Raw genomic sequence first — 22,527 nt, 5'->3', positions numbered from 1 at the left:
ATGAGTCCCGTGATAGCCCTCGCGCTCCTCCTTACCTGCCTGCCGCTCGCCTATCTGACCTGGTCCCTGCTGTCCGTCGACAGGAAGGGCCAGGTGATTGCCCGAGACATCCTCTCCCGGGGTGCCCTCCACGCAGAAGCGCGGACAAAAACCAGCACCGGCCTGCTCGAAAAGATCGGCCGCCGCCTCACCCCTGCCGGCTACGTGCACAAGCTGGACCATCTTCTTTCCCTGGCTGGCCGCCCGGCGAACCTTCCCCTGGGCCGGGTGCTGGCGGCCAAGCCTGCGCTCGGCTTGCTCGGCGGCTTGATCGGGCTGTGGCTGAGTTCAGTGGGAACGACGCCGATCATCAAGCTCGTTGGGCTGTTCGTCCTGGTCCTGGGGTACTTCATCCCCGACCTCCTGCTCTACAGCAAAGGGCAGGAAAGGCAAAAGGTCATGCAGCTGGAGCTGGCCAACACCCTGGACCAGATGCTGATCTCCGTGGAAGCAGGACTTGGCTTCGAAGGCGCGATGGCACGCGCCGGCGAAAACGGCAAGGGCCCCCTGGCTGAGGAACTGGTGCGCACCCTGCAGGACATGCAGGTTGGGCGCAGCCGCCGGGAGTCCTACATCGCGCTTGCCGAAAGGACTAACGTTCCGGAGCTGCGCAGCTTTGTGCAGGCCGTGGTTCAGGCAGACACCTACGGCATTGCCATCAGCCGCGTACTCCGTGTGCAGGCGAAAGTCATGCGTGTGAAGCGCCGCCAACGCGCGGAGGAAAAGGCGATGAAGCTACCCGTGATGATCCTGTTTCCGCTGCTGTTCTTCATTTTTCCCGTGCTTTTCATTGCAATCCTGGGGCCGGCAGTCATCAACACCATCGAGACATTCAGCGGGCAATAGACGCCACAGGCTTGCTGCGAAAATGCCTCAAGTTTTGCACAGGATCACCGTAATTAGGACAACCGACTAATCCCAGGAAGTAGCCTTGAAGAATGCGAAATCCAGATTCCGGCTCCAGCGACAGGAGCGCAGCGGCGACTCCAGCGGAGTCCGGAATCTCAATGGCAACCGGGTCGGAAATCTCTCAGGAAGCCGCCGGGCTTTTGCCGCTCATTGACGCGGCAGTGCTGGAGGAGTTGGAAGACGAGCTTGCCGGCTCCGGACTTGCCCAGCGCTTCGCCCGCGACTACGCAACCATGTGGGACCAGCGCCGCTCACGGCTTGCCGCCGCGGTGGACAGCCAAGATACCGATTCAGCGCTGGATGCCGCCATCAGCCTGAAGATCAGCTCGGCCATGGTCGGCGGGATGCGCCTGGCCAAACTGGCAGAGTTGCTGGAAGCACTGATCCGTCGTGGTGACTTTGGCCAGGGCCGGGTTCTCATGGAGCGGCTGACTCGCGACGGCGGCCAGACCGTTTCAGAACTGCGGGCCACTTACATTCTCAAAAACGGGTAGTTCCCCGCGCTATCCGGCGTCCGGCCTGGTCGGTGCCAGGCGGTACCCAACGCCTCTCACCGTCTGCAGCCACCGGGGCGCAACCGAATCCTCTTTCAACTTCCGTCGCAGGTTGCCCACGTGAACCTCGACGGCGCGTTCGTCGGCCTCGCTGATGTAGGTGTCCTCGCCGTAGAGGTCCCCCCGTACTGCCTTGACGAGATCAGCCCGGGTGCACACCGCCCCACCGCCGCGCAGGAGCACGTGGAGCAAATCGAATTCGCTCCGGGTCAGGCCCAGGGGCTCCCCCTTGATTTCCACTGTGCGTGTCCGGTGGTTCAGTGTGAGTCCGTTGTGGTGGAGTACGGCCGAGTCCTGGGGGCGGGCGGTCGCAACTGCCACAGCAGGTACCGCTCCCCACACCGTAGCCGCCGAGTTCTGCCCGATGACCTCGTGGCGCGGCCTCCGCATCATCGCTGCAACGCGGGCCCTGAGCTCGCGCGGCCGAAAGGGCTTGGCGATGTAGTCGTCAGCACCGGCGTTAAGGGCGGACAGCAGGTCTGGTTCCTCGGTCCTGCCGGTCAGCATCACCACGTAGGCGTTGCTGAAGTTACGGATCCGCCGCAGCACCTCAAAGCCGTCGATGTCAGGCAGTCCGATGTCCAGTGTCACCACATTGGCCTGCTTGTCCCGGACCACTTCCACACCGGCCCTGCCGTCAACTGCTGTATGCACTTCGAAGCCTGCCTGGCTCAACACTCCCTCGAGGAGGTTGCGCACGTCCGCGTCGTCTTCAATTACTACAGCCACACCAAGATCGTCCATTGATATCCCTGCGCCAGGCAGTTACGACCCCCCATCAGCCCAGCGCTGATGCCATAACCGCTCCAACCCTTTATACGCTACAGACAAGCCCAGCTGATGACATCTCTTTCAACTATGCATTTGAAAAGTCAATTATTATGACAAGGACAGTGAATCGAGCTTAGAAAGGATGCGTGCCAGGGTTGCTTCACAGGAATACGGGCGCGCATCTGCGGGGAAACCATTGCTCGCTCCTCGGCCCTGGCAGGCTCCATGGCTGAGCGCCTTTTCCCGCGGGAGCCCGCCCGCTTCTTCCAGACGCTCGGTCCGCGTTCCCAGGTTGCCCTGTGCCAGCTGCCCCTGACCTTGATCGTTGCCGCCCTTTTTGTTGCCACTCCCTTTGCCTGGCCCACGCTGCTGCATAATCCGCTGTATATGGGCGGGATCGTCCTGACCGTCCTGCTCTTGCTCGGCTGTCTCCTCGTACCGTGGGAGCGCCTGGCACACCGCCCCTACCTGCTGATCCCCATCCTGGACTTCGTTGCGATCGGGCTGCTCCGCAACGGTGCTGCTCCCCTTCTCCCGGGCCTCGCCGTGCTGGCGGTGTTCCCGGTCATTTGGCTCTCTGCCTCCGGCATGCTCACCCGCAGCAGCCTGGTCCTGAGCTTCTTCGGCCCCATGCTCATCATGGTGCCCTCGCTCGCCGGCCGGTTCCCCAACCTGACGGCCTCGGATATCACCACCACCTTCCTCTTTCCCCTGATGATGCTCTCGGTGTCCCTGGCCATCAGGTTCGCCAGCGTCCACGTCCGGCTTCAGCAGCGCGAGCTGGCGGAGAAGGACATTGAGCTGCGCAAGCTGCTCCGCGAGAGCAGGGAGCGTGAAAAGCTGCTCATGACGGTCCTTGATGCCACCGACGTCGGTATTGCCGCCGTCGACCGTTCCGGCCGCCTGCTGGTGTCCAACAACCGGCAGCGCAACTTCCGGGAGGCCACCCGCGCCGACGACGCCGTCCCCAGCCACGGGCACCAGCTGATCTTTGGGCAGGACAGGCGGACCCTGCTGCCACCCGAAAAGCGCCCCATCAGCCGCGCCATTGCCGGTGAGTCCTTTGCCGACTACCTCGTGTGGGCGGGCGAGGGTGCCGAGCAGCGGGCTATTTCGACGGCGGCGCGGCCGCTGGTGAGTGAGGACGGGCAGCTGACCGGCGCTGTTGTCGCTTACAGTGACGTCACCGGCTGGGTTGAGGCGCTGGCGGCGAACCAGGAACTCGTCTCCAACGTCACGCACGAGTTCAAGACGCCCCTCAATTCCATCATCGGCAACGTGGACCTGGTGCTCGACGACGTCGCCGCCTTGCCGCCGCAGCTAGCCCAGCGAGCGCTGGTGGTGCAGCGGAACGCCGAACGGCTGCTGGCGCTGGTGGCGGACCTGTCAGCTTCTGCCTCCGCGGCACTCAATGTCCATCCCAAACGGACGGACCTGGCCAGCCTCGTGGAAAGCAGCATCGACTCCGCGCAGGCACAGGCGGAGTACGCGAACATCTCGCTCACTGCCGACGTTCCCTCACCCCTGTGGGCGTACGCGGACCCGCTCCGGATCGGCCAGGCTTTGGACAACCTCGTGTCCAACGCCATCAAGTACTCCCCCGACGGCGGGAGCGTCAGCATCAGCGCCCACAGCACCAGGGAGTGGGTGCAGCTCAGCGTCAGCGACACCGGGATGGGAATCAGCAGCGAGGACACCGCCAGGGTTTTCAACCGCTTCTACCGGACGGAGGCCGCCAGGGGCGCGGCCATCGCCGGCGCGGGACTGGGCCTGTCCATCACCAAGACCATCGTGGAAGGCCACGGCGGCAAGATCACGTGCGCCAGCGGACAGGGGCAAGGCAGCACGTTCACCCTGACCCTCCCGGCCGAGGGCCCCCCGCCGTCGTTCTAGCCTTCGGAGCGCACAACTAGCTACTCGCGCCGCGCGCGGGTGAGCTCCGCACGGGCCAGCAACTCGCCGTCGGACGGGTACGCCACTTCCTCCAGCACCAGCGGGTGCGGTGCCGCCAGCACGGACCTGGCATCACGCTTCCTGGCCAACAGCCGCCCGTAAAGCCAGCCCGGCTCCTCCGCGCCCTCCCCCACGTACAGCGCAGAACCGATCAGGGCACGCACCATGTTGTGGCAGAAAGCGTCAGCCTGGATGGTGGCCACGATGACGCCGTCTTCAGCCCGGGCGAACTCAAAACGCTGCAGCTCACGGAGGGTGGTGGCTCCCTCGCGGGGCTTGCAGAAGGACAGGAAGTCCTGCAGCCCCAGCAGCTTGGCAGCGCCCTCATTCAGCAAGGAAACATCGAGCGGGTTCTTGTACCACAGCGTCGAGTACCGGCCCAGCGGGTCCCACAGTGCGGGGCCGTCGGCAATGCGGTAGCTGTAGCGCCGCCACAGGGCCGAGAACCTGGCGTCGAAACCTGGCGGTGCCACCGCGATCCGGTGCACCTCCACCGCCCCGGTGAGGTCACCGAGCACCCGGCTCAGCGCGCCGCGTATCCTGCGGAGCATGGCGACGGCGGGATCCAGTTCGTGACCGCGCGGCAGTTCCAGCCACTCGGCGTCCGTGAGGTCCAGGTGCACCACTTGGCCGCGGGCGTGCACCCCCGCGTCGGTGCGTCCGGCAACGGTGACGCGGACGGGCCGCCGGACCAGCAGATGCAACGCCTCCTCGAGGACGCCCTGGACGGTCCGCAGCCCTGGCTGCAAGGCCCACCCGCTGAAGGGGCCGCCGTCGTAGGACAGATCAAGCCGGATACGCAAAAACCCGCCGCCCCCCATAACGGGGGCCGCGGGTTTTTGGTGGTTCATAGACTCAAGTCTATGCCAAGGAAATCAGCGAATTACTTCGCGTCCTTCTCCTCGGCAGCCGGAGCTTCAGCAGCTTCCTCAGCGGCCGGAGCCTCTTCGGCTGCAGCGGCGGTCTCGGGAGCCAGTGCTTCCTCAGCGGCCGGTGCTTCTGCTGCTTCAGTCTCGACAACCTCAGCTTCGGGAGCTTCCTCAGCAGCCGGAGCAGCCTTGTCTGCATCGCGCTTGGCAGCCGCGGTAGCTTCAGCTACTACGGCCTGCTTGGCTGAAACGGGCTCAAGGACGAGCTCGATGACAGCCATGGGAGCGTTGTCGCCCTTGCGGTTGCCGATCTTGGTGATGCGGGTGTAGCCGCCGTCGCGGTTCTCCACAGCCTGGGCGATGTCGGTGAACAGCTCGTGGACGACGCCCTTGTTGCTGATCAGGCCGAGCACGCGGCGGCGGGAAGCGAGGTCGCCACGCTTGGCGAAAGTCACCAGGCGCTCTGCGTACGGCTTCAGGCGCTTGGCCTTGGTCACCGTGGTGGTGATCCGCTTGTGCTCGAACAGTGCTGCTGCCAGGTTCGCGAGCATGAGGCGCTCGTGAGCCGGGCCGCCTCCGAGGCGCGGACCCTTAGTGGGGGTAGGCATAATTGTTTCTCCTCAAATGGAAGCCGTGGGCTGTGCACACCATGGTGCCCGGCCCGCGGCCAAGGTCTGGTTTAGAGTTCGTCGTCGCCGAAGGCGGCGTCGTCCTCTTCGATTGCTGCGGCGCGTGCTGCGAGGTCAAAACCGGGAGGCGAGTCCTTGAGGGACAGGCCCAGTTCAACCAGCTTTGCCTTGACCTCGTCAATGGACTTTGCACCGAAGTTGCGGATGTCCATCAGGTCAGCCTCGGAGCGGGCAACGAGTTCACCCACGGTGTGGATGCCCTCACGCTTGAGGCAGTTGTAGGAACGGACGGTGAGGTCCAGATCCTCGATCGGCAGGGCCATGTCGGCTGCCAGGGCAGCGTCGGTGGGTGACGGGCCGATCTCGATACCTTCAGCTGCGGTGTTCAGCTCACGTGCCAGACCGAAGAGCTCCACCAGGGTGGTGCCTGCGGAAGCGACGGCATCGCGCGGGGCGATGGCCTGCTTGGTCTCGACGTCGACAATCAGCTTGTCGAAGTCGGTGCGCTGCTCAACACGGGTTGCTTCCACGCGGAAAGTAACCTTCAGCACCGGCGAGTAGATGGAGTCGACCGGGATACGGCCGATCTCTGCGTCGCCGGACTTGTTCTGAGCTGCCGAAACGTAGCCGCGGCCGCGCTCGATGGTCAGTTCGAGTTCGAACTTGCCCTTCGAGTTCAGCGTGGCGATGTGCAGATCCGGGTTGTGGAATTCGACGCCGGCCGGCGGAGCGATGTCCGCGGCGGTGACGACTCCGGGGCCCTGCTTGCGCAGGTAAGCGACAACCGGCTCATCGTGCTCGGAGGAGACCGACAGGCTCTTGATGTTCAGGATGATCTCAGTGACATCTTCCTTGACACCCGGAACCGTGGTGAACTCGTGCAGCACGCCATCGATCCGGATGCTGGTTACAGCGGCACCGGGGATGGAGGAGAGCAGGGTACGGCGGAGGGAGTTTCCGAGGGTGTAGCCGAAGCCCGGTTCCAGCGGTTCAATGATGAAGCGCGAACGGTTTTCGGAGACTACCTCTTCGGAGAGGGTGGGGCGCTGTGCAATGAGCACTTAGGTTTCCTTTCGGCGAGCATCCGCTATATGACGCAACACAGGTGGTGGAAATGTGGTCTGAAGACTTAACGCGCTGGGCTTGCCCGGACCGTCAACGGTCCGGGCAAGCTCAGGCGGCGTCGAAAGCTTTAGACGCGGCGGCGCTTCGGCGGGCGGCAGCCGTTGTGCGCAGCGGGGGTGACGTCCTGGATGGAGCCAACCTCGAGGCCTGCGGCCTGCAGCGAACGGATCGCGGTTTCGCGTCCGGAACCCGGTCCCTTGACGAAAACGTCAACCTTGCGCATGCCGTGCTCCTGGGCACGCTTGGCAGCAGCTTCGGCAGCCATCTGCGCTGCGAACGGGGTGGACTTACGCGAGCCCTTGAAGCCAACCTCACCTGAGGAAGCCCAGGAGATAACAGCGCCGCTCGGATCCGTGATGGAAACGATGGTGTTGTTGAACGTGCTCTTGATGTGCGCCTGGCCCAGCGCGATATTCTTTTTGTCCTTCTTACGCGGCTTGCGAACCGCGCCACGAGTCTTCGGGGGCATTATTTCTCCTACAGAAAGTTATTGGGGAAAGTACCGTTAATCCCGGCCGGGATTTTAACGGGCCTTCTTCTTGCCGGCGACGGTGCGCTTCGGGCCCTTGCGGGTACGGGCGTTGGTCTTCGTACGCTGTCCGCGTACGGGCAGGCCCTTGCGGTGGCGCAGGCCTTCGTAGCTGCCGATTTCAACCTTGCGGCGGATATCTGCTGCTACTTCGCGGCGAAGGTCACCCTCAACCTTGTAGTTGCCTTCAATGTAGTCACGCAGCTCAACCAGCTGTGCATCAGTCAGGTCCTTGACGCGAACGTCAGCGCTGATGCCAGTGGCAGCCAGGGTTTCGTGTGCACGGGTCTTGCCCACGCCGTAGATGTAAGTAAGCGCAATTTCCAACCGCTTTTCGCGGGGAATGTCTACGCCAGCGAGACGAGCCATAGTGGCAGTACTCCTTGAATAAACCGGAGGTCGTAGGCAGTACACCCGCACATTCTGTGCGGCCCCAGCCTCCGACCGGGGGTTAGCTGTCCGGACTCTTTCGAGCTCAATGTTCCAGATCAGCTTGTGCTGCCTTTATTTACTTGCGTGGGTTAGCAACCCAGGATTTCCTTCAGGGAAGGAAATTAGCCCTGGCGCTGCTTGTGGCGCGGGTTCTCGCAGATCACCATGACCCGGCCATTACGGCGGATCACTTTGCACTTTTCGCAGATCTGCTTGACGCTCGGCTTGACCTTCATGGCATTCCTTTGCGTGTAACAGTTGGTCAACTGGAGCGGCGATCAGTTCACACCGAAGCCGCCCAGCAATTTACTTGTAGCGGTAGACGATACGACCACGAGTGAGGTCGTACGGGCTCAGCTCCACCACTACGCGGTCCTCCGGGAGGATCCTGATGTAGTGCTGACGCATCTTTCCAGAGATGTGTGCCAGTACGATGTGCTTGTTGGTGAGCTCAACGCGAAACATCGCGTTAGGCAGCGCCTCGGTCACAACGCCTTCGATCTCAATGACCCCGTCCTTCTTGGCCATACCCTCCGCTAACTGTTGTTGCCGCCGTCCTGCCGGATTGCACCGGGCATGACCACGAACGTTTTTGTTGGATCGATTGCCGGTTCCAGGCCCCAAAAGGGCGTGGCAGTCCAGACAACCAACAAGCAACACTACTCTGTCCCGCGGCAAAAGTTAAATCGGCAATAGTAACCTACCCGGCGCCGAACACACCATAATCCCCGCCGGGAGTACTCACGGCGCTGGCACTGGCCACGCCGTCAAGGATGGCCAGGCGTACGACGTCGGCTGCCGCACTCTGCAGCGTGATGAGGCTGAGCTGCCGGGCAGCTTCGTCTGTCCGGTCCAGGTGCACCGCCCCGGTTGCGAGGCAAAAGACCACATCGCCATCGGCCAAGGTGTGGGACGGGTTCAGGGCCCGGGCGATCCCGGCATGGGCAGCCGAGGCGGTCCGCTTGCACTCGGCCACGTCCAGGACCGCATTGGTGGCAACGACGACGAGGGTGGTGTTCAGGGGCGTGCCTGGCTGTACTACCGACTCCCGGAGAACGGAATGCTCAACCACCGGCAGTCCCAGGGCGTTGACGACGGCAAGGGCCCCGACCACTGCCCCGTTCTCCAGGGTGATCGACGCGGTGCCAATCCCGCCCTTGTAGGTACGGGCGAGGAGTGCGCCGGTGCCGGCTCCGACGTTGCCGCGTTCGACGTCGTGCCCATCCTTCTGCGCAGCCGCGGCGGCAGTTGCGGCGTAGCCCATGTCCGGCGTCGGGCGCGCTGAGAAGTCACCGCCGCGGCCGAGGTCGAAGATCGCGGCCGCGGGGACGATCGGCACCACTCCCCCGGGAACTGCGAAGCCCCGATTGTTCTCCTCGCACCAGCGCTGGGCGCCCGAGGCGGATGCGAGGCCGTACGCGCTGCCGCCGGTGAGCACCACGGCGTCCACTGCGCTGACCAGGGTGGTGGGATCAAGGGCATCGGTTTCATGGGTCGCCGGCCCGCCGCCCTGGACGTCCACGGAACCGACGGTGCCGGGCGGCGGCAGGACAACTGTCACTCCGGTCAGCCAGCCGTCGTCGGTCTTCTGGGCGTGGCCTACGCGGACCCCGGGCACATCGGTGATTGCTCCCATGGCACCCATTGTTCCCCCTCCCCCAACTGGCTCGCAGTTGTTGTCGTTTTGGGCGCCCAGAACGACAACAACTGCGACCTACTTTGCTACGGGATGGGGACGGGGGTGACGCCAAGGGGCACCAGGTGCTCCGCGCCGCCGTCGGGCGCTGACAGCACCCAGATGCCCTTGTCGTGGACCGCAACGGAGTGCTCCCACTGGCAGGAGCGCTGGCCGTCCGTGGTGACCACGGTCCAGTCGTCCTCCAGCACCGCGGTGTCGATGCTGCCCCGCACGAGCATTGGCTCGATCGCGAGGCAGAGGCCCGGGCGGATCTTCGGACCTTTGTGGCTGGTGCGGTAGTTGAGCACGTCCGGGGCCATGTGCATCTCCGAGCCGATGCCGTGCCCCACGTAGTCCTCAAGGATGCCCAGCGGTTTGCCCGGCACGGACGAGACGTAATCGTCGATGGCAGCGCCGATGTCACCCACGTGCTTGCCCTTGGCCAGTGCCGCGATACCCCGCCACATGGCCGCCCGGGTTACGTCCGAGAGGCGCTGGTCTTCCGGGTCCGCAGTGCCCACGATGACGGTCCGGGCGGAGTCGGAGTGCCAGTCGTTGACGATCGCACCGCCGTCGATGGAGATGATGTCGCCCTCACGGAGGACACGGCTGCCGGGGATTCCGTGCACCACCTCCTCGTTCACGGAGGTGCAGATGGTGGCCGGGAACCCGTGGTAGCCAAGGAAGTTTGACTTTGCGCCGGCTTCGTTCAGGACAGCCGCGAAGACGTCGTCCAGGTGCTTGGTGGTGACGCCGGGAACGGCTGCTGCCACGGCGGCGTCCAGGGCACGGCTGAGGACCAGGCCTGCTTCGTGCATGGTGCGCATCTGGGCGTTGGTCTTGTATTCGATGCGGGGCTGGCCAAAGGCCATGGTGTTTCCTTTCAAATGGCTGAGGCTCCTCCCGTTTACCGGGAGGAGCCTCGGAAAAGCTGTGCCTGGATCAGGCTGCCTGGGCGGCCTTGATGGCCTGCATCACGCGGTCGGTGACCTCGTCGATGGGGCCGATGCCGTCCACCTGGGTGAGGATGCCGCGTTCGGCGTACTTGGCCACTACGGCTTCGGTCTGCTCGTGGTACAGGTCAAGGCGGTGGCGGATGACGGCTTCATTGTCGTCGCTCCGGCCGGTTTCCTTGGCACGGCCCAGGAGGCGGTGCACCAGTTCCTCGTCGTCCGCAGTCAGCTGCAGGACGACGTCGAGCTTCTCTTCGCCCTTGGCGAGGATCTCGTCGAGGTAGTCCACCTGCGCGGTGGTGCGCGGGTAGCCGTCCAGCAGGAAGCCGCCCTCGACGTCGGACTCGTTGAGCCGGTCGCGCACCATCTTGTTGGTCACGCTGTCCGGAACGAAGTCGCCGGCGTCCATGAACTTCTTGGCCTCGATGCCAAGCGGCGTTTCGCCCTTTACGTTTGCACGGAAGATATCGCCGGTGGAGATCGCCACAACGCCGAGGCGCTCCGAAATCCGTTCCGCCTGCGTTCCTTTTCCGGAACCGGGAGGTCCAATAATCAGCATTCTCGTCATCGCAAAAGCCCTTCGTAGTGACGTTGTTGTAGCTGCGCATCAATCTGCTTGACGGTCTCCAAACCAACGCCCACCATGATCAGGATCGAGGTGCCACCGAACGGGAAGTTCTGGTTTGCGTTGATCAGTACCAGTGCCACCAGCGGGATCAATGCCACGAAGCCCAGGTACAGGGCGCCGGGCAGGGTGATCCGGGACAGCACGTACTGCAGGTAGTCAGCGGTGGGTTTGCCCGCGCGGATACCTGGAATGAAGCCGCCGTACTTCTTCATGTTGTCCGAGACCTCTTCAGGGTTGAAGGTGATCGCAACGTAGAAGTAGGTAAAGAAAACGATCATGGCGAAGTAAAGCACCATGTAGATCGGCTGGTCGCCGCGGACCAGGTTGTTGTTGATCCATTCCACCCACGGCTGGATCTGCTCGCCGGCTTTGGGCTGGTTGAACTGCGAGATCAGGCCGGGCAGGTAAAGCATGGACGAAGCGAAGATCACCGGGATCACGCCCGCCATGTTGACCTTGATGGGGATGTACGTGCTGGTGCCGCCCACAGTGCGGCGGCCGATCATCCGCTTGGCGTACTGTACGGGGACCCGGCGCTGGGACTGCTCAACGAACACGACCAGGGCCACTGTCAGCAGGCCTATGGCGAGGACCATAAAGAACGTTCCGGGACCCTGCGAGCTCCAGATGGCGCCGAGGGAGGTGGGGAACGTGGCCGCGATGGACGTAAAGATGAGCAGGGACATGCCGTTGCCCACGCCCTTCTCGGTGACGAGCTCGCCCATCCACATGATCAGGCCGGTGCCGGCCGTCAGGGTGATGATGATCAGGATGGTGGTGATGACGCTGCTGTCCGGGATGATCGGCAGGTTGCAGCCGGGCAGGAGTTGCCCGGACCGCGCCAGGGAAACCAGCGTGGTGGCGTTCAGCAGGCCCAGGGCGATGGTGAGGTAGCGCGTGTACTGGGTCAGCTTGGACTGCCCGGACGCTCCCTCTTCGTACAGCTGCTGGAACCGGGGAATGACCACCCGGAGCAGCTGGACGATGATGCTTGCCGTGATGTAGGGCATGATGCCCAGGGCGAAGATGGACACCTGGAGCAACGCGCCGCCGCTGAACAGGTTAACGAGCTGGTACAGGCCACCGGCGGTCTGACCGTTCTGCAAGCATTGCTGGACATTCTGGTAGTCCACACCTGGCGAGGGAATGAAGGCACCCAAGCGGAAGATGGTGATGATTGCCAGCGTGAACAACAACTTGCGTCGCAGATCAGGCGTGCGAAAGGCCCGGCCAAATGCGCTAAGCAAGCGTCCTCCTGGTGGTAAATAAGAGTGGTGTGATGGGGATCTATAAATCCCAACAACCGAGTCTAACGGTTGGATGTGCCGTGCGAACAATCCGTGGAAGTGCGCAAGCGTCAGGTGGCGCGAAAAATACGCCCGGCGGATGTGAAAAACTCCCGGTCTCCAGGGCCGAGGCCCCGGAGACCGGGAGTTCAACAACGGGCTTGGCGCCCACCGGCTCTAGAGCGCGGTGGTGCTTCCGCCTGCTGCAGCAATCTTTTCAGCGGCGCTGGCCGAGAATGCGTGGGCGGTGACGTCAACCTTGACGGTGATGTCGCCGGTGCCCAGCACCTTTACGGGCTGGTTCTTGCGAACTGCACCCTTTTCGACCAGGTTCTCCACGGTGACTGCGCCACCTTCCGGGAACAGCTCGTTGAGCTTGTCCAGGTTTACAACCTGGAACTCAACCCGGAACGGGTTCTTGAAGCCGCGCAGCTTCGGCAGGCGCATGTGCAGCGGCAGCTGGCCGCCGGCAAAGCCAGCCTTGACCTGGTAGCGGGCTGCAGTACCCTTCGTACCACGACCGGCGGTCTTACCCTTGGATCCCTCACCACGACCAACGCGGGTCTTGGCGGTCTTGGCACCCGGGGCGGGACGCAGGTGGTGAACCTTCAGGGCGTTCTGCTTCTCAGCAGCCGCGCTCTGTGCCTTTTCGGCATTGTTCTCTGCCATTTACTTCGCCTCCTCTACCTTTACCAGGTGCGGAACCGTGTTGAGCATTCCGACGGTCACGGCATCGGCGGTGCGGACAACGGTGTGTCCGATCCGCTTCAGGCCGAGGGACCGCAGGGTGTCCCGCTGGTTCTGCTTGCCGCCAATGGCGGACTTGATCTGAGTGATCTCCAACTGGGTGTCGGAGGGAATCAGGTTCTTAGCCATGACTTAGACACCCGCCTTCTGGTTCAGGAGGGCCTTCACCAGTGCCGGCGGAGCGATCTCGTCGAGGGGCAGGCCGCGGCGTGCTGCCACTGCTGCCGGCTCTTCAAGGCGCTTCAGGGCATCAACGGTCGCGTGAACGATGTTGATGGCGTTGGAGGAACCGAGCGACTTGGAGAGGATGTCGTGGATGCCCACGCACTCCAGTACTGCACGGACCGGGCCGCCGGCGATAACACCGGTACCGGCGGAAGCCGGACGCAGCATAACGACGCCTGCAGCGGCCTCACCCTGAACGCGGTGCGGGATGGTGCTGCCAACGCGGGGAACGCGGAAGAAGGACTTCTTGGCCTCTTCTACGCCCTTCGCGATTGCGGCAGGAACTTCCTTAGCCTTGCCGTAGCCAACGCCGACCATACCGTTGCCGTCACCGACGACGACCAGGGCGGTGAAGCTGAAGCGACGACCACCCTTGACCACCTTGGAGACGCGGTTGATGGTGACGACGCGCTCTACGAACTGGCTCTTCTCGGCTTCACGGCCGCCGTCGCGGCCGCCACGGCCACCACGGTCGCCGCGGCCCTGGCCACGGTCGCCACGCTCGCCGCGACGAGCGCCGCCACGGCGGTCGTCGGCAGCTGCGGGGGCAGTGGTCTCAGCGGCAGCTACGGCTTCAGTAGCCTTCTGATCTGCAGACACAGTGTCCTTTTCCTTGTTTGCTTCCGTCACAGTGACAGCCCACCTTCACGTGCACCGTCAGCGACGGCGGCAATCCGGCCGTGGTACTTGTTACCACCGCGGTCGAAGACAACAGCTTCGATACCGGCAGCCTTGGCACGCTCAGCGACGAGTTCGCCAACGCGCTTGGCCTTGGCAGTCTTGTCGCCGTCGAATACACGAAGGTCGGCTTCCAGAGTGGAGGCGCTCGCTACGGTCAGGCCCTTGGTGTCATCGACAACCTGGACGAATACGTGGCGTGCGGAACGGTTGACGACCAGACGAGGACGTACAGCCGTACCGGAGATGCGCTTACGGATACGAAGCTGGCGGCGGCTGCGCGAAGCAGACTTGCTCTTGTTCGTACGCTTCTTGTTAATTGAGATGGCCATGGTTACTTACCAGCCTTTCCGACCTTGCGGCGGATGACTTCGCCGGCGTAACGGATGCCCTTGCCCTTGTAGGGGTCCGGCTTCCGCAGCTTGCGAATGTTGGCAGCAACCTCGCCGACCTGCTGCTTGTTGATACCTGAAACAGAGAGCTTGGTCGGGGTCTCAACTGCAAAGGTGATGCCCTCCGGTGCGGAGACATTAACCGGGTGGCTGTAACCGAGAGCGAACTCAAGGTCAGATCCCTTGGCCTGAACGCGGTAACCGGTACCGACGATTTCAAGCTTCTTCTCGTAGCCCTTGGTAACGCCCTCGATCATGTTGGAGATCAGGGTGCGGGTCAGGCCGTGGAGTGAACGGGAGGCGCGCTCGTCGTTCGGGCGGGCGACAGTCAGGGTGTCTGCTTCCAGGGAAACCTCGATCGGGCTGGCCACAGTGTGGTTCAGCTCGCCTTTGGAACCCTTGACGCTGACGACAGAGCCGTCAACCTTGACCTCAACGCCGGCAGGAACGGTGATGGGGAGACGTCCAATACGTGACATTATTCTCTTCCTTTCCCGTTACCAGACGTAAGCGAGGACTTCGCCGCCCACGCCCTTCTTGCCGGCCTGCTTGTCAGTCAGGAGGCCGGAAGAGGTGGACAGGATTGCGACACCCAGGCCACCCAGCACGTGCGGCAGGTTGGTGGACTTTGCGTAAACACGCAGGCCCGGCTTGGAGATACGGCGAACACCAGCGATTGAACGCTCGCGGTTCGGTCCGAACTTGAGCTCGAGGGTCAGCTTCTTGCCAACCTCTGCGTCTTCTTCCTTCCAGCCGGCGATGAAGCCTTCGGCCTTGAGGATGTCAGCAACGCGTGCCTTGAGCTTGCTGTACGGCATGGACACGGAATCGTGGTATGCCGAGTTTGCATTGCGCAGACGCGTAAGCATGTCTGCGACAGGATCTGTCATTGTCATGGTGGGCTCTTGCCCTTCCTCATAACGGTTTCCGCGGTACTTGCTTTTTACAGCCGGACCGCCGGACCTTTTACGTAGTTAGATTAGTCTTCGGCCTTGAACGGGAAACCAAGCGCCTTGAGCAGCGCGCGGCCTTCGTCATCGGTCTTGGCAGTGGTGACAACCGTGATGTCCATACCGCGGACGCGGTCGATCTTGTCCTGGTCGATCTCGTGGAACATAACCTGCTCGGTCAGACCGAAGGTGTAGTTGCCGTTACCGTCGAACTGCTTGCCGGAGAGACCACGGAAGTCCCTGATGCGGGGCAGTGCGAGGCTGACCAGACGGTCCAGGAATTCCCACATGCGGTCGCCACGCAGGGTGGTGTGTGCGCCGATGGGCATGCCTTCGCGCAGCTTGAACTGTGCGATGGACTTGCGGGCCTTGGTTACCTGCGGCTTCTGGCCGGTGATTTGGGTGAGGTCGCGGACAGCGCCGTCGATCAGCTTGGAGTCCTTGGCGGCATCTCCAACACCCATGTTCACAACGACCTTCACGAGGCGCGGAACCTGGTTGACGTTTTCGTACTTGAATTCCTCAATGAGCGTGCTCTTGATGGAATCGGCGTACTTGGTCTTCAGACGAGGAACGATCTTCGTTGCCGGAGTCTCGAGAGTCTCAGTCATTAGATGTCCTTCCCTGAGCTCTTGGCCACGCGGACGCGCACTTCGCGCTGGACGCCATTGCGCTCAACGGTTTCGGTGCGGAAGCCAACGCGGGTGGGCTTCTTGGTGGACGGGTCAACCAGAGCCACGTTGGAGATGTGGATCGAAGCTTCAACAACCTCGATGCCACCGGTCTTGGTGCCGCGCTGCGACTGACCGACCTTGGTGTGCTTGGTTACGCGGTTGATGCCTTCGACCAGCACACGGTTGGTGTCGGGGAACACGCGCAGGACCTTGCCCTGCTTGCCGCGGTCGCCGCCGCGCTCAGCCTTGGCGCCAGTGATGACCTGAACGAGGTCACCCTTCTTGATCTTAGCCATGGACTAGAGCACCTCCGGAGCCAGAGAAACGATCTTCATGAACTTCTTGTCACGGAGTTCACGACCAACCGGTCCGAAGATACGGGTACCGCGGGGGTCACCGTCGCCCTTCAGGATCACAGCTGCGTTCTCGTCAAACTTGATGTAGGAACCATCCGCACGGCGGCGTTCCTTCTTGGTACGGACGATGACTGCCTTGACAACATCGCCCTTCTTTACGTTGCCGCCCGGGATTGCATCCTTGACGGTTGCGACAATGACGTCGCCAATGCCTGCGTAGCGACGGCCAGATCCACCGAGAACGCGAATGGTAAGGATTTCCTTAGCACCCGTGTTGTCGGCGACCTTGAGTCGCGACTCCTGCTGAATCACTATTTACTCCTTGCGTCGCGCCGGTTCTCAGACCGAAAATCTTCCTACGGAATGAGCCTTGCGGAACGGTTGATCGGGGTGTCTCTTGACCTGCCTGGATTTTGCCAGACCAGGCCTAAACTCCCGTGCCAGAAGCAGTTGCTCCCATCCGGTCCAGGAGAATCCTGGGCGCAAGGGGGCACTATGCTGTGGCACGCTTGTTTACGAGGTTTGATGTCGGCGCACGAAAGGCGCCATACAAACTCAAAATCTTAGCACGTTTTCCACTCAACCCCATATCACCGCCGGCGCTCCCCTGCAAGACGGACGACGGCCGCCCGCGCGGCAGCCTCCATTCTGCCCGCCTCGGTGACACTCCCCCGCCAGTCCCGGAGCGCCGCCGTCGTGCACGGCAGGCCGGCACGCTCTCTCACTCCCTGCAGCCTTTTCACCGACGCTCTCTCACTCCCTAAGCTTGACCAACGTGAGGTGATAGAGCGTCTTTCAAAATGGGGCGGTAACTGAGAGAGCGTTCGTCCAAAACCTGCGATAAGTGAGAGAGCGTCTGAGAGGGAACGACGGCGGAACCCAGGGCAGCCTCTCGGCCTGCCTCGGCACCACTCCCCCGCATGCCCCAAAAACGCGGGGCGCCGCCGTCGTGCACGGCAGGCCGGCACGCTCTCTCACTTCCTGCAGCCTTTTCACCGACGATCTCTCACTCCCCGCCGCCTTTTCACCGACGCTCTCTCACCGTCCAGCCGTTAACGCGGAAGCCCCCGCTTCCCAAAGGGAGCGGGGGCTTCCGGTTACCGAAGCAGCAGGTGCTACTTGGCCTTCTCGAGGATTTCCACGAGCCGCCAGTTCTTGGTGGCGGACAGCGGACGGGTCTCGGCGATGACAACGAGGTCGCCGATGCCGGCGGTGTTCTCTTCGTCGTGGGCCTTGACCTTGGAGGTACGGCGGATGACCTTGCCGTACAGCGCGTGCTTCACGCGGTCTTCGACCTGGACAACGATGGTCTTTTCCATCTTGTCCGAAACCACGTAGCCGCGACGCGTCTTGCGGTAACCGCGCTGCTCAGCCGTGGCTGCGGTAGCAGTTTCCGTCACGTTCTGGTCCTTTTCACTCACTTGGCATCCTCCTCGGTCTCAACCGTTTCAGCCTTGTCGGCCTTCTTGGTTGCTGCCTTCTTGGACTTCTTTTCTTCCTTGGCTTCCACAACCGGTGCGGCAACCTCGGCACGAATGCCCAGCTCGCGCTCACGGAGAACGGTGTAGATGCGGGCGATGTCCTTCTTTACCGCGCGCAGCCTGCCGTGGTTCTCCAGCTGTCCGGTGGCGGACTGGAAACGCAGGTTGAACAGCTCTTCCTTGGCCTTGCGGAGTTCTTCAACGAGACGCTCGTTGTCGAAACCGTCCAGCTGTGCGGGAGCCAGATCCTTGGATCCTACTGCCATTTCTATTCACCACCTTCGCGACGCAGAATGCGTGCCTTCAACGGGAGCTTGTGGATTGCCAGGCGCAGGGCCTCGCGTGCTACCGATTCTTCGACGCCGGAGATCTCGAAGAGAACCCGACCCGGCTTGACGTTTGCGACCCACCATTCCGGTGAACCCTTACCGGAACCCATGCGGGTTTCGGCAGGCTTCTTGGTCAGGGGACGGTCCGGGTAGATGTTGATCCAGACCTTGCCGCCACGCTTGATGTGGCGGGTCATCGCGATACGGGCAGACTCGATCTGACGGTTGGTGACGTATGCCGGGCTCAGGGCCTGGATGCCGTACTCACCGAAAGTGACCTTGGTGCCACCCGTAGCAGCGCCGGAACGACCCGGGTGGTGCTGCTTACGGTGCTTGACTCGACGTGGGATAAGCATTTAAGCCTGTCCTCCTTCTGCTGCTGCCGGAGCTGCAGCTTCAGCTGCCGGAGCCTCGGCAGCAGGAGCTGCGTCAGCGGCCGGACGGTCGTTGCGACGGCGGCGGTCACCACGGTCAGCGCCACCCGGGCGGCCCGGACGGTCGCCGGAGCGTCCGCGGGACGGGGCGGAAGCGGCCTGCTGGGCCAGTTCCTTGGCGGTGACGTCACCCTTGTAGATCCAGACCTTCACGCCGATGCGGCCGAAGGTGGTCTTGGCTTCGTAGAAGCCGTAGTCGATGTTCGCGCGGAGGGTGTGCAGGGGCACACGGCCTTCGCGGTAGAACTCCGAGCGGGACATTTCAGCGCCGCCCAGTCGACCGGAGCAGGCGATACGGATGCCCTTGGCACCTGCACGCTGCGCGGACTGCATGGCCTTCTTCATCGCGCGGCGGAAAGCCACACGTGAGGTCAGCTGCTCAGCAACGCCCTGGGCAACAAGCTGGGCTTCCATCTCGGGGTTCTTGACCTCGAGGATGTTCAGCTGAACCTGCTTGCCGGTGAGCTTTTCGAGCTCGCCGCGGATGCGGTCTGCTTCTGCTCCACGGCGGCCGATGACGATGCCGGGGCGGGCCGTGTGGATGTCCACGCGGACACGGTCACGGGTGCGCTCGATCTCAACCTTGGCGATACCGGCGCGCTCCATGCCCGTGGACATGAGCTGGCGGATGCGGATGTCTTCGCGAACGAAGTCCTTGTACCGCTGGCCGGCCTTGGTGCTGTCAGCGAACCAGTGCGATACGTGATCGGTGGTGATGCCGAGTCGGAACCCGTGCGGGTTTACTTTCTGTCCCACTTAGCGAGCCTCCTCTTTCTCCGGGGTAGCGACTACCACGGTGATGTGGCTGGTGCGCTTCTTGATCTGAAATGCACGACCCTGGGCACGCGGCTGGAACCGCTTCATGGTCGGACCTTCATCAACAAACGCTGCGCTGATGATGAGGTCGCCTTCGTCAAACGCCACGCCGTCGCGGTCCGCGAGGACCCGGGCGTTGGAGATTGCCGACTGAACTACCTTGAATACCGGCTCCGAAGCTGCCTGGGGGGCAAACTTCAGAATTGCCAGAGCCTCATTCGCTTGCAAACCACGAACAAGGTTGACGACGCGCCGGGCCTTCATAGGCGTTACGCGGATGTGGCGCGCAATTGCCTTGGCTTCCATTGCTTTCCTTCTCTCGTCTTTGACGTAAGTGCAGGCGCCTAGCGGCGCTTGCCCTTACGGTCGTCCTTGACATGGCCGCGGAATGTCCGCGTGGGAGCGAATTCGCCGAGCTTGTGCCCGACCATCGACTCAGTGACAAACACCGGGATGTGCTTGCGTCCGTCGTGTACGGCGATCGTGTGCCCGAGCATGTCGGGGATGATCATCGAACGGCGGGACCAGGTCTTGATGACGTTCTTGGTGCCCTTTTCGTTTTCCCTGGCTACCTTCACAAAGAGGTGCTGGTCAACGAAAGGACCTTTTTTCAGGCTGCGTGGCATGTGTCCAGGCTCCTATCGCTTGTTCTTGCCAGTACGACGACGACGCACAATAAGCTTGTCGCTCTCTTTGTTCGGGCGGCGCGTGCGGCCTTCCCGCTTACCGTTCGGGTTGACGGGGTTACGTCCACCGGACGTCTTGCCCTCGCCACCACCGTGCGGGTGGTCAACCGGGTTCATGGCGACACCGCGGACGGTCGGGCGAACGCCCTTCCAGCGCATACGGCCGGCCTTGCCCCAGTTGATGTTCGACTGCTCGGCGTTGCCCACCTCGCCGACGGTTGCGCGGCAGCGCACGTCAACGTTGCGGATTTCACCGGAAGGCAGACGCAGCTGGGCGAAACGGCCTTCCTTGGCAACGAGCTGGATGGATGCACCGGCGGACCGGCCCATCTTGGCGCCGCCACCCGGACGCAGTTCAACTGCGTGGATAACGGTACCCACGGGGATGTTGCGCAGCGGCAGGTTGTTGCCAGGCTTGATGTCAGCGTTGGCACCTGCTTCCACCATGTCACCCTGGGCCAGCTTGTTCGGCGCGATGATGTAACGCTTGGTGCCATCAACGTAGTGCAGGAGGGCGATGCGAGCCGTACGGTTCGGATCGTACTCAATTTCAGCAACGCGGGCGTTGACGCCGTCCTTATCGTGGCGACGGAAGTCGATAAGACGGTACTGGCGCTTGTGTCCGCCACCCTTGTGACGGGTGGTGATCTTACCGGTGTTGTTACGGCCGCCCTTTTTGGGCAGCGGACGTACCAACGACTTTTCCGGCGTCGACCGCGTGATTTCAATGAAGTCCGCTACGCTCGAGCCACGACGGCCCGGGGTAGTCGGCTTGTATTTACGGATTCCCATAATTTATTTCCTCGTTAAAGTGGTCTCCGCTACGCGAGCGGACCGCCGAAGATGTCGATAGTGCCTTCTTTGAGGGTGACAATCGCACGCTTGGTGTTCTTGCGGGTACCCCATCCGAATTTGGTGCGCTTGCGCTTACCGGCACGGTTGATGGTGTTGATCGATTCGACCTTGACGGAGAAGATTTTCTCCACGGCCAGCTTGATCTCGGTCTTGTTCGACCGGGGGTCCACCAGGAAGGTGTACTTGCCCTCGTCGATCAGGCCGTAGCTCTTTTCCGACACGACGGGTGCAAGCACGACGTCGCGGGGATCCTTGATGGTGGCTGCACTCACTTGGCATCCTCCTCGTTCTTAGCTGCCTTGCCGGCAACGAATGCTTCGTAGGCAGCCTTGGTGAAGACAACGTCATCAGACACGAGAACGTCGTAGGTGTTCAGCTGGTCTGCGTACAGAACGTGAACACCGGCGAGGTTGCGCACGGACAGTGCAGCAACGTCGTTGGCGCGCTCGATGACAACCAGCAGGTTCTTGCGGTCGGAAACGCCGCGCAGGGTTGCGAGTGCAGTCTTGGCGGAAGGCTTGGTGCCCTCAACCAGTTCAGCAACAACGTGGATGCGTCCGTTACGCGCCCGGTCGGACAGTGCGCCGCGCAGTGCAGCAGCAATCATCTTCTTGGGGGTGCGCTGGCTGTAGTCACGCGGGGTGGGACCGTGGACAATGCCACCGCCGGTCATGTGAGGAGCACGGATGGAACCCTGACGGGCGCGGCCGGTACCCTTCTGCTTGAACGGCTTGCGTCCTGCACCGGAAACTTCAGCGCGGGTCTTGGTCTTGTGGGTACCCTGGCGAGCAGCAGCGAGCTGGGCTACGACGACCTGGTGCAGCAGCGGCACGTTGGTCTGTACGTCGAAGATCTCTGCAGGCAGGTCAACCTGGACAGTGTTAGCCATTGAACTAGGCTCCCTTCACGGCGGTGCGTACGAGGACGACCTGGCCGCGGGCGCCGGGAACGGCACCCTTGATAAGGAGCAGCGACTTCTCGACGTCAACCGCGTGGACCGTGAGGTTCAGCGTGGTGTGACGAACGGCGCCCATGCGGCCGGCCATTTTCATGCCTTTGAAGACGCGGCTCGGGGTGGATGCGCCACCGATTGAACCGGGCTTACGGTGGTTCTTGTGGGCACCGTGGGAAGCTCCAACGCCGTGGAAGCCGTGACGCTTCATAACACCGGCGAAGCCCTTACCCTTGGTGGTGCCGATGACGTCGATCTTCTGGCCGGCTTCGAAGACCTCTACGGAGAGCTCCTGGCCCAGCTCGTACTCGGCAGCATCTGCGGTACGGAGTTCGACGACGTGGCGGCGAGGCGTGACGCCTGCCTTCTCAAAGTGACCAGCCAGCGGCTTGGTGACCTTGCGGGGATCGATCTGGCCGTAGCCGATCTGTACGGCTACGTAGCCATCAGCTTCTGCGTTGCGCAGCTGGGTGATGACGTTCGAATCTGCCTGGACCACAGTGACGGGGATGAGCTTGTTGTTCTCGTCCCAGACCTGGGTCATGCCGAGCTTCGTGCCCAGCAGGCCCTTTACGTTACGGGTTGCGGTCATAGTCT

The 22,527-nt window shown here is 62.6% G+C and carries 34 protein-coding genes; 3 read left to right on the top strand and 31 right to left on the bottom strand.

All coding sequences use genetic code 11. From position 1 onward, the window contains the following. Together AC5RVN_RS01040 and AC5RVN_RS01035 are read left to right on the top strand one after the other, a co-directional pair. Window positions 1-885, top strand: coding sequence for a type II secretion system F family protein (locus AC5RVN_RS01040; RefSeq protein ID WP_494136804.1), 885 nt, complete (start codon window positions 1-3; stop codon window positions 883-885). 92 nt (window positions 886-977) lie between these two features. Next, window positions 978-1,442 carry an Hpt domain-containing protein gene (locus AC5RVN_RS01035; protein WP_494136803.1) on the top strand — a complete coding sequence of 155 codons (465 nt, stop codon included), beginning with the start codon at window positions 978-980 and terminating at the stop codon, window positions 1,440-1,442. 9 nt (window positions 1,443-1,451) lie between these two features. On the opposite strand, the gene AC5RVN_RS01030 is transcribed toward AC5RVN_RS01035, so the two are convergent. Then, window positions 1,452-2,246, bottom strand: a complete 795-nt coding sequence (locus AC5RVN_RS01030) for a response regulator transcription factor (RefSeq protein WP_494136802.1) — start codon at window positions 2,244-2,246, stop codon at window positions 1,452-1,454. A gap of 252 nt (window positions 2,247-2,498) precedes the next feature. Here AC5RVN_RS01030 and AC5RVN_RS01025 point away from each other — a divergent pair, with 252 nt between their 5' ends. Further along, window positions 2,499-4,166, top strand: coding sequence for a sensor histidine kinase (locus AC5RVN_RS01025; RefSeq protein ID WP_494136801.1), 1,668 nt, complete (start codon window positions 2,499-2,501; stop codon window positions 4,164-4,166). Window positions 4,167-4,186: 20 nt separating this feature from the next. Here AC5RVN_RS01025 and AC5RVN_RS01020 read toward each other — a convergent pair whose 3' ends face one another. The 30 genes from AC5RVN_RS01020 to rplC form a co-directional block, all read right to left on the bottom strand. Continuing rightward, the gene (locus tag AC5RVN_RS01020) at window positions 4,187-5,077 is read right to left on the bottom strand and encodes a tRNA pseudouridine synthase A (protein ID WP_494041951.1); all 891 of its coding nucleotides are present in this window, start codon (window positions 5,075-5,077) and stop codon (window positions 4,187-4,189) included. A 32-nt stretch (window positions 5,078-5,109) separates the two neighbouring features. Next, a complete protein-coding gene (rplQ, locus tag AC5RVN_RS01015; protein WP_494041952.1) occupies window positions 5,110-5,703 on the bottom strand; it encodes a 50S ribosomal protein L17 in 594 nt (197 codons plus the stop codon). A 71-nt stretch (window positions 5,704-5,774) separates the two neighbouring features. Next, a complete protein-coding gene (locus tag AC5RVN_RS01010) occupies window positions 5,775-6,785 on the bottom strand; it encodes a DNA-directed RNA polymerase subunit alpha (protein ID WP_013601812.1) in 1,011 nt (336 codons plus the stop codon). A gap of 131 nt (window positions 6,786-6,916) precedes the next feature. Beyond that, window positions 6,917-7,318 carry a 30S ribosomal protein S11 gene (rpsK, locus tag AC5RVN_RS01005; RefSeq protein ID WP_018760435.1) on the bottom strand — a complete coding sequence of 134 codons (402 nt, stop codon included), beginning with the start codon at window positions 7,316-7,318 and terminating at the stop codon, window positions 6,917-6,919. 54 nt (window positions 7,319-7,372) lie between these two features. Continuing rightward, window positions 7,373-7,747 (bottom strand): 30S ribosomal protein S13, encoded by a 375-nt coding sequence (rpsM, locus tag AC5RVN_RS01000; protein ID WP_003803743.1) that lies wholly within the window; start codon window positions 7,745-7,747, stop codon window positions 7,373-7,375. A 185-nt stretch (window positions 7,748-7,932) separates the two neighbouring features. Next, on the bottom strand, window positions 7,933-8,046 hold the full coding sequence (gene rpmJ / locus AC5RVN_RS00995) for a 50S ribosomal protein L36 (RefSeq protein WP_009358722.1): 114 nt from the start codon (window positions 8,044-8,046) through the stop codon (window positions 7,933-7,935). Window positions 8,047-8,116: 70 nt separating this feature from the next. Further along, window positions 8,117-8,338, bottom strand: a complete 222-nt coding sequence (infA, locus tag AC5RVN_RS00990; RefSeq protein WP_009358723.1) for a translation initiation factor IF-1 — start codon at window positions 8,336-8,338, stop codon at window positions 8,117-8,119. Window positions 8,339-8,510: 172 nt separating this feature from the next. Beyond that, the gene (locus AC5RVN_RS00985) at window positions 8,511-9,446 is read right to left on the bottom strand and encodes a P1 family peptidase (RefSeq protein ID WP_494136800.1); all 936 of its coding nucleotides are present in this window, start codon (window positions 9,444-9,446) and stop codon (window positions 8,511-8,513) included. 86 nt (window positions 9,447-9,532) lie between these two features. Further along, window positions 9,533-10,360: a type I methionyl aminopeptidase gene (map, locus tag AC5RVN_RS00980; protein WP_494136799.1), complete on the bottom strand. Its 828-nt coding sequence runs from the start codon at window positions 10,358-10,360 to the stop codon at window positions 9,533-9,535. Between the two features lie 70 nt (window positions 10,361-10,430). After that, entirely contained in the window at window positions 10,431-11,000 is a 570-nt protein-coding gene (locus tag AC5RVN_RS00975) for an adenylate kinase (protein ID WP_494042032.1), read from the bottom strand. 5 nt (window positions 11,001-11,005) lie between these two features. Next, window positions 11,006-12,316 (bottom strand): preprotein translocase subunit SecY, encoded by a 1,311-nt coding sequence (gene secY, locus AC5RVN_RS00970; RefSeq protein WP_494041955.1) that lies wholly within the window; start codon window positions 12,314-12,316, stop codon window positions 11,006-11,008. Between the two features lie 216 nt (window positions 12,317-12,532). Further along, window positions 12,533-13,024 carry a 50S ribosomal protein L15 gene (gene rplO, locus AC5RVN_RS00965; protein WP_461187377.1) on the bottom strand — a complete coding sequence of 164 codons (492 nt, stop codon included), beginning with the start codon at window positions 13,022-13,024 and terminating at the stop codon, window positions 12,533-12,535. Further along, on the bottom strand, window positions 13,025-13,231 hold the full coding sequence (gene rpmD, locus AC5RVN_RS00960) for a 50S ribosomal protein L30 (protein WP_028269574.1): 207 nt from the start codon (window positions 13,229-13,231) through the stop codon (window positions 13,025-13,027). Between the two features lie 3 nt (window positions 13,232-13,234). Beyond that, the gene (gene rpsE, locus AC5RVN_RS00955) at window positions 13,235-13,957 is read right to left on the bottom strand and encodes a 30S ribosomal protein S5 (RefSeq protein ID WP_494105525.1); all 723 of its coding nucleotides are present in this window, start codon (window positions 13,955-13,957) and stop codon (window positions 13,235-13,237) included. Further along, window positions 13,954-14,337, bottom strand: coding sequence for a 50S ribosomal protein L18 (gene rplR, locus AC5RVN_RS00950; protein ID WP_188727435.1), 384 nt, complete (start codon window positions 14,335-14,337; stop codon window positions 13,954-13,956). Before rplR ends, rpsE begins: the two co-directional genes overlap by 4 nt. 2 nt (window positions 14,338-14,339) lie before the next feature. Next, complete coding sequence (gene rplF, locus AC5RVN_RS00945) at window positions 14,340-14,876, bottom strand: 50S ribosomal protein L6 (protein ID WP_387545494.1); 537 nt, start codon at window positions 14,874-14,876, stop codon at window positions 14,340-14,342. 18 nt (window positions 14,877-14,894) lie between these two features. After that, on the bottom strand, window positions 14,895-15,293 hold the full coding sequence (gene rpsH / locus AC5RVN_RS00940; protein ID WP_494041957.1) for a 30S ribosomal protein S8: 399 nt from the start codon (window positions 15,291-15,293) through the stop codon (window positions 14,895-14,897). Window positions 15,294-15,376: 83 nt separating this feature from the next. Then, window positions 15,377-15,958 (bottom strand): 50S ribosomal protein L5, encoded by a 582-nt coding sequence (gene rplE, locus AC5RVN_RS00935; RefSeq protein ID WP_494041958.1) that lies wholly within the window; start codon window positions 15,956-15,958, stop codon window positions 15,377-15,379. Continuing rightward, complete coding sequence (rplX, locus tag AC5RVN_RS00930) at window positions 15,958-16,317, bottom strand: 50S ribosomal protein L24 (protein WP_494041959.1); 360 nt, start codon at window positions 16,315-16,317, stop codon at window positions 15,958-15,960. Before rplX ends, rplE begins: the two co-directional genes overlap by 1 nt. Window positions 16,318-16,320: 3 nt before the next feature. Then, window positions 16,321-16,689 carry a 50S ribosomal protein L14 gene (gene rplN, locus AC5RVN_RS00925; protein WP_009358299.1) on the bottom strand — a complete coding sequence of 123 codons (369 nt, stop codon included), beginning with the start codon at window positions 16,687-16,689 and terminating at the stop codon, window positions 16,321-16,323. Window positions 16,690-17,492: 803 nt separating this feature from the next. Then, complete coding sequence (rpsQ, locus tag AC5RVN_RS00920) at window positions 17,493-17,798, bottom strand: 30S ribosomal protein S17 (RefSeq protein WP_091415064.1); 306 nt, start codon at window positions 17,796-17,798, stop codon at window positions 17,493-17,495. Then, the gene (gene rpmC / locus AC5RVN_RS00915; RefSeq protein ID WP_163161897.1) at window positions 17,795-18,124 is read right to left on the bottom strand and encodes a 50S ribosomal protein L29; all 330 of its coding nucleotides are present in this window, start codon (window positions 18,122-18,124) and stop codon (window positions 17,795-17,797) included. The genes rpsQ and rpmC overlap by 4 nt, the downstream gene beginning before the upstream one ends. A 2-nt stretch (window positions 18,125-18,126) precedes the next feature. Next, complete coding sequence (rplP, locus tag AC5RVN_RS00910) at window positions 18,127-18,543, bottom strand: 50S ribosomal protein L16 (RefSeq protein ID WP_050054315.1); 417 nt, start codon at window positions 18,541-18,543, stop codon at window positions 18,127-18,129. Continuing rightward, complete coding sequence (gene rpsC, locus AC5RVN_RS00905) at window positions 18,544-19,377, bottom strand: 30S ribosomal protein S3 (protein WP_494041961.1); 834 nt, start codon at window positions 19,375-19,377, stop codon at window positions 18,544-18,546. After that, window positions 19,378-19,743: a 50S ribosomal protein L22 gene (rplV, locus tag AC5RVN_RS00900; RefSeq protein ID WP_306634843.1), complete on the bottom strand. Its 366-nt coding sequence runs from the start codon at window positions 19,741-19,743 to the stop codon at window positions 19,378-19,380. Window positions 19,744-19,781: 38 nt separating this feature from the next. After that, the gene (gene rpsS, locus AC5RVN_RS00895) at window positions 19,782-20,063 is read right to left on the bottom strand and encodes a 30S ribosomal protein S19 (protein ID WP_003803803.1); all 282 of its coding nucleotides are present in this window, start codon (window positions 20,061-20,063) and stop codon (window positions 19,782-19,784) included. Window positions 20,064-20,075: 12 nt separating this feature from the next. Then, the gene (rplB, locus tag AC5RVN_RS00890; RefSeq protein WP_309073219.1) at window positions 20,076-20,915 is read right to left on the bottom strand and encodes a 50S ribosomal protein L2; all 840 of its coding nucleotides are present in this window, start codon (window positions 20,913-20,915) and stop codon (window positions 20,076-20,078) included. Window positions 20,916-20,944: 29 nt separating this feature from the next. After that, window positions 20,945-21,250, bottom strand: coding sequence for a 50S ribosomal protein L23 (rplW, locus tag AC5RVN_RS00885; RefSeq protein ID WP_011692807.1), 306 nt, complete (start codon window positions 21,248-21,250; stop codon window positions 20,945-20,947). Continuing rightward, window positions 21,247-21,867 carry a 50S ribosomal protein L4 gene (rplD, locus tag AC5RVN_RS00880; protein WP_494105527.1) on the bottom strand — a complete coding sequence of 207 codons (621 nt, stop codon included), beginning with the start codon at window positions 21,865-21,867 and terminating at the stop codon, window positions 21,247-21,249. The genes rplW and rplD overlap by 4 nt, the downstream gene beginning before the upstream one ends. Window positions 21,868-21,871: 4 nt before the next feature. Continuing rightward, window positions 21,872-22,522 carry a 50S ribosomal protein L3 gene (gene rplC / locus AC5RVN_RS00875; protein ID WP_013601833.1) on the bottom strand — a complete coding sequence of 217 codons (651 nt, stop codon included), beginning with the start codon at window positions 22,520-22,522 and terminating at the stop codon, window positions 21,872-21,874. Between the last annotated feature and the right edge of the window lie 5 nt (window positions 22,523-22,527).

Source organism: Arthrobacter sp. sptzw32 (assembly GCF_059089735.1).
The sequence above is the reverse complement of the archived record's forward strand: the minus strand, read 5'-3'. Positions and strand labels throughout refer to the sequence as shown.

Coding starts and splice junctions, on each gene's coding strand:
- AC5RVN_RS01040 (WP_494136804.1), top strand. CDS start 1: ATGAGTCCCGTGATAGCCCTCGCGCTCCTCCTTACCTGCCTGCCGCTC.
- AC5RVN_RS01035 (WP_494136803.1), top strand. CDS start 978: ATGCGAAATCCAGATTCCGGCTCCAGCGACAGGAGCGCAGCGGCGACT.
- AC5RVN_RS01030 (WP_494136802.1), bottom strand. CDS start 2,246: ATGGACGATCTTGGTGTGGCTGTAGTAATTGAAGACGACGCGGACGTG.
- AC5RVN_RS01025 (WP_494136801.1), top strand. CDS start 2,499: ATGGCTGAGCGCCTTTTCCCGCGGGAGCCCGCCCGCTTCTTCCAGACG.
- AC5RVN_RS01020 (WP_494041951.1), bottom strand. CDS start 5,077: ATGAACCACCAAAAACCCGCGGCCCCCGTTATGGGGGGCGGCGGGTTT.
- rplQ (WP_494041952.1), bottom strand. CDS start 5,703: ATGCCTACCCCCACTAAGGGTCCGCGCCTCGGAGGCGGCCCGGCTCAC.
- rpsK (WP_018760435.1), bottom strand. CDS start 7,318: ATGCCCCCGAAGACTCGTGGCGCGGTTCGCAAGCCGCGTAAGAAGGAC.
- rpsM (WP_003803743.1), bottom strand. CDS start 7,747: ATGGCTCGTCTCGCTGGCGTAGACATTCCCCGCGAAAAGCGGTTGGAA.
- rpmJ (WP_009358722.1), bottom strand. CDS start 8,046: ATGAAGGTCAAGCCGAGCGTCAAGCAGATCTGCGAAAAGTGCAAAGTG.
- infA (WP_009358723.1), bottom strand. CDS start 8,338: ATGGCCAAGAAGGACGGGGTCATTGAGATCGAAGGCGTTGTGACCGAG.
- AC5RVN_RS00985 (WP_494136800.1), bottom strand. CDS start 9,446: ATGGGAGCAATCACCGATGTGCCCGGGGTCCGCGTAGGCCACGCCCAG.
- map (WP_494136799.1), bottom strand. CDS start 10,360: ATGGCCTTTGGCCAGCCCCGCATCGAATACAAGACCAACGCCCAGATG.
- AC5RVN_RS00975 (WP_494042032.1), bottom strand. CDS start 11,000: ATGCTGATTATTGGACCTCCCGGTTCCGGAAAAGGAACGCAGGCGGAA.
- rplO (WP_461187377.1), bottom strand. CDS start 13,024: ATGGCAGAGAACAATGCCGAAAAGGCACAGAGCGCGGCTGCTGAGAAG.
- rpmD (WP_028269574.1), bottom strand. CDS start 13,231: ATGGCTAAGAACCTGATTCCCTCCGACACCCAGTTGGAGATCACTCAG.
- rplR (WP_188727435.1), bottom strand. CDS start 14,337: ATGGCCATCTCAATTAACAAGAAGCGTACGAACAAGAGCAAGTCTGCT.
- rplF (WP_387545494.1), bottom strand. CDS start 14,876: ATGTCACGTATTGGACGTCTCCCCATCACCGTTCCTGCCGGCGTTGAG.
- rpsH (WP_494041957.1), bottom strand. CDS start 15,293: ATGACAATGACAGATCCTGTCGCAGACATGCTTACGCGTCTGCGCAAT.
- rplE (WP_494041958.1), bottom strand. CDS start 15,958: ATGACTGAGACTCTCGAGACTCCGGCAACGAAGATCGTTCCTCGTCTG.
- rplX (WP_494041959.1), bottom strand. CDS start 16,317: ATGGCTAAGATCAAGAAGGGTGACCTCGTTCAGGTCATCACTGGCGCC.
- rpmC (WP_163161897.1), bottom strand. CDS start 18,124: ATGGCAGTAGGATCCAAGGATCTGGCTCCCGCACAGCTGGACGGTTTC.
- rplP (WP_050054315.1), bottom strand. CDS start 18,543: ATGCTTATCCCACGTCGAGTCAAGCACCGTAAGCAGCACCACCCGGGT.
- rplV (WP_306634843.1), bottom strand. CDS start 19,743: ATGGAAGCCAAGGCAATTGCGCGCCACATCCGCGTAACGCCTATGAAG.
- rpsS (WP_003803803.1), bottom strand. CDS start 20,063: ATGCCACGCAGCCTGAAAAAAGGTCCTTTCGTTGACCAGCACCTCTTT.
- rplB (WP_309073219.1), bottom strand. CDS start 20,915: ATGGGAATCCGTAAATACAAGCCGACTACCCCGGGCCGTCGTGGCTCG.
- rplD (WP_494105527.1), bottom strand. CDS start 21,867: ATGGCTAACACTGTCCAGGTTGACCTGCCTGCAGAGATCTTCGACGTA.
- rplC (WP_013601833.1), bottom strand. CDS start 22,522: ATGACCGCAACCCGTAACGTAAAGGGCCTGCTGGGCACGAAGCTCGGC.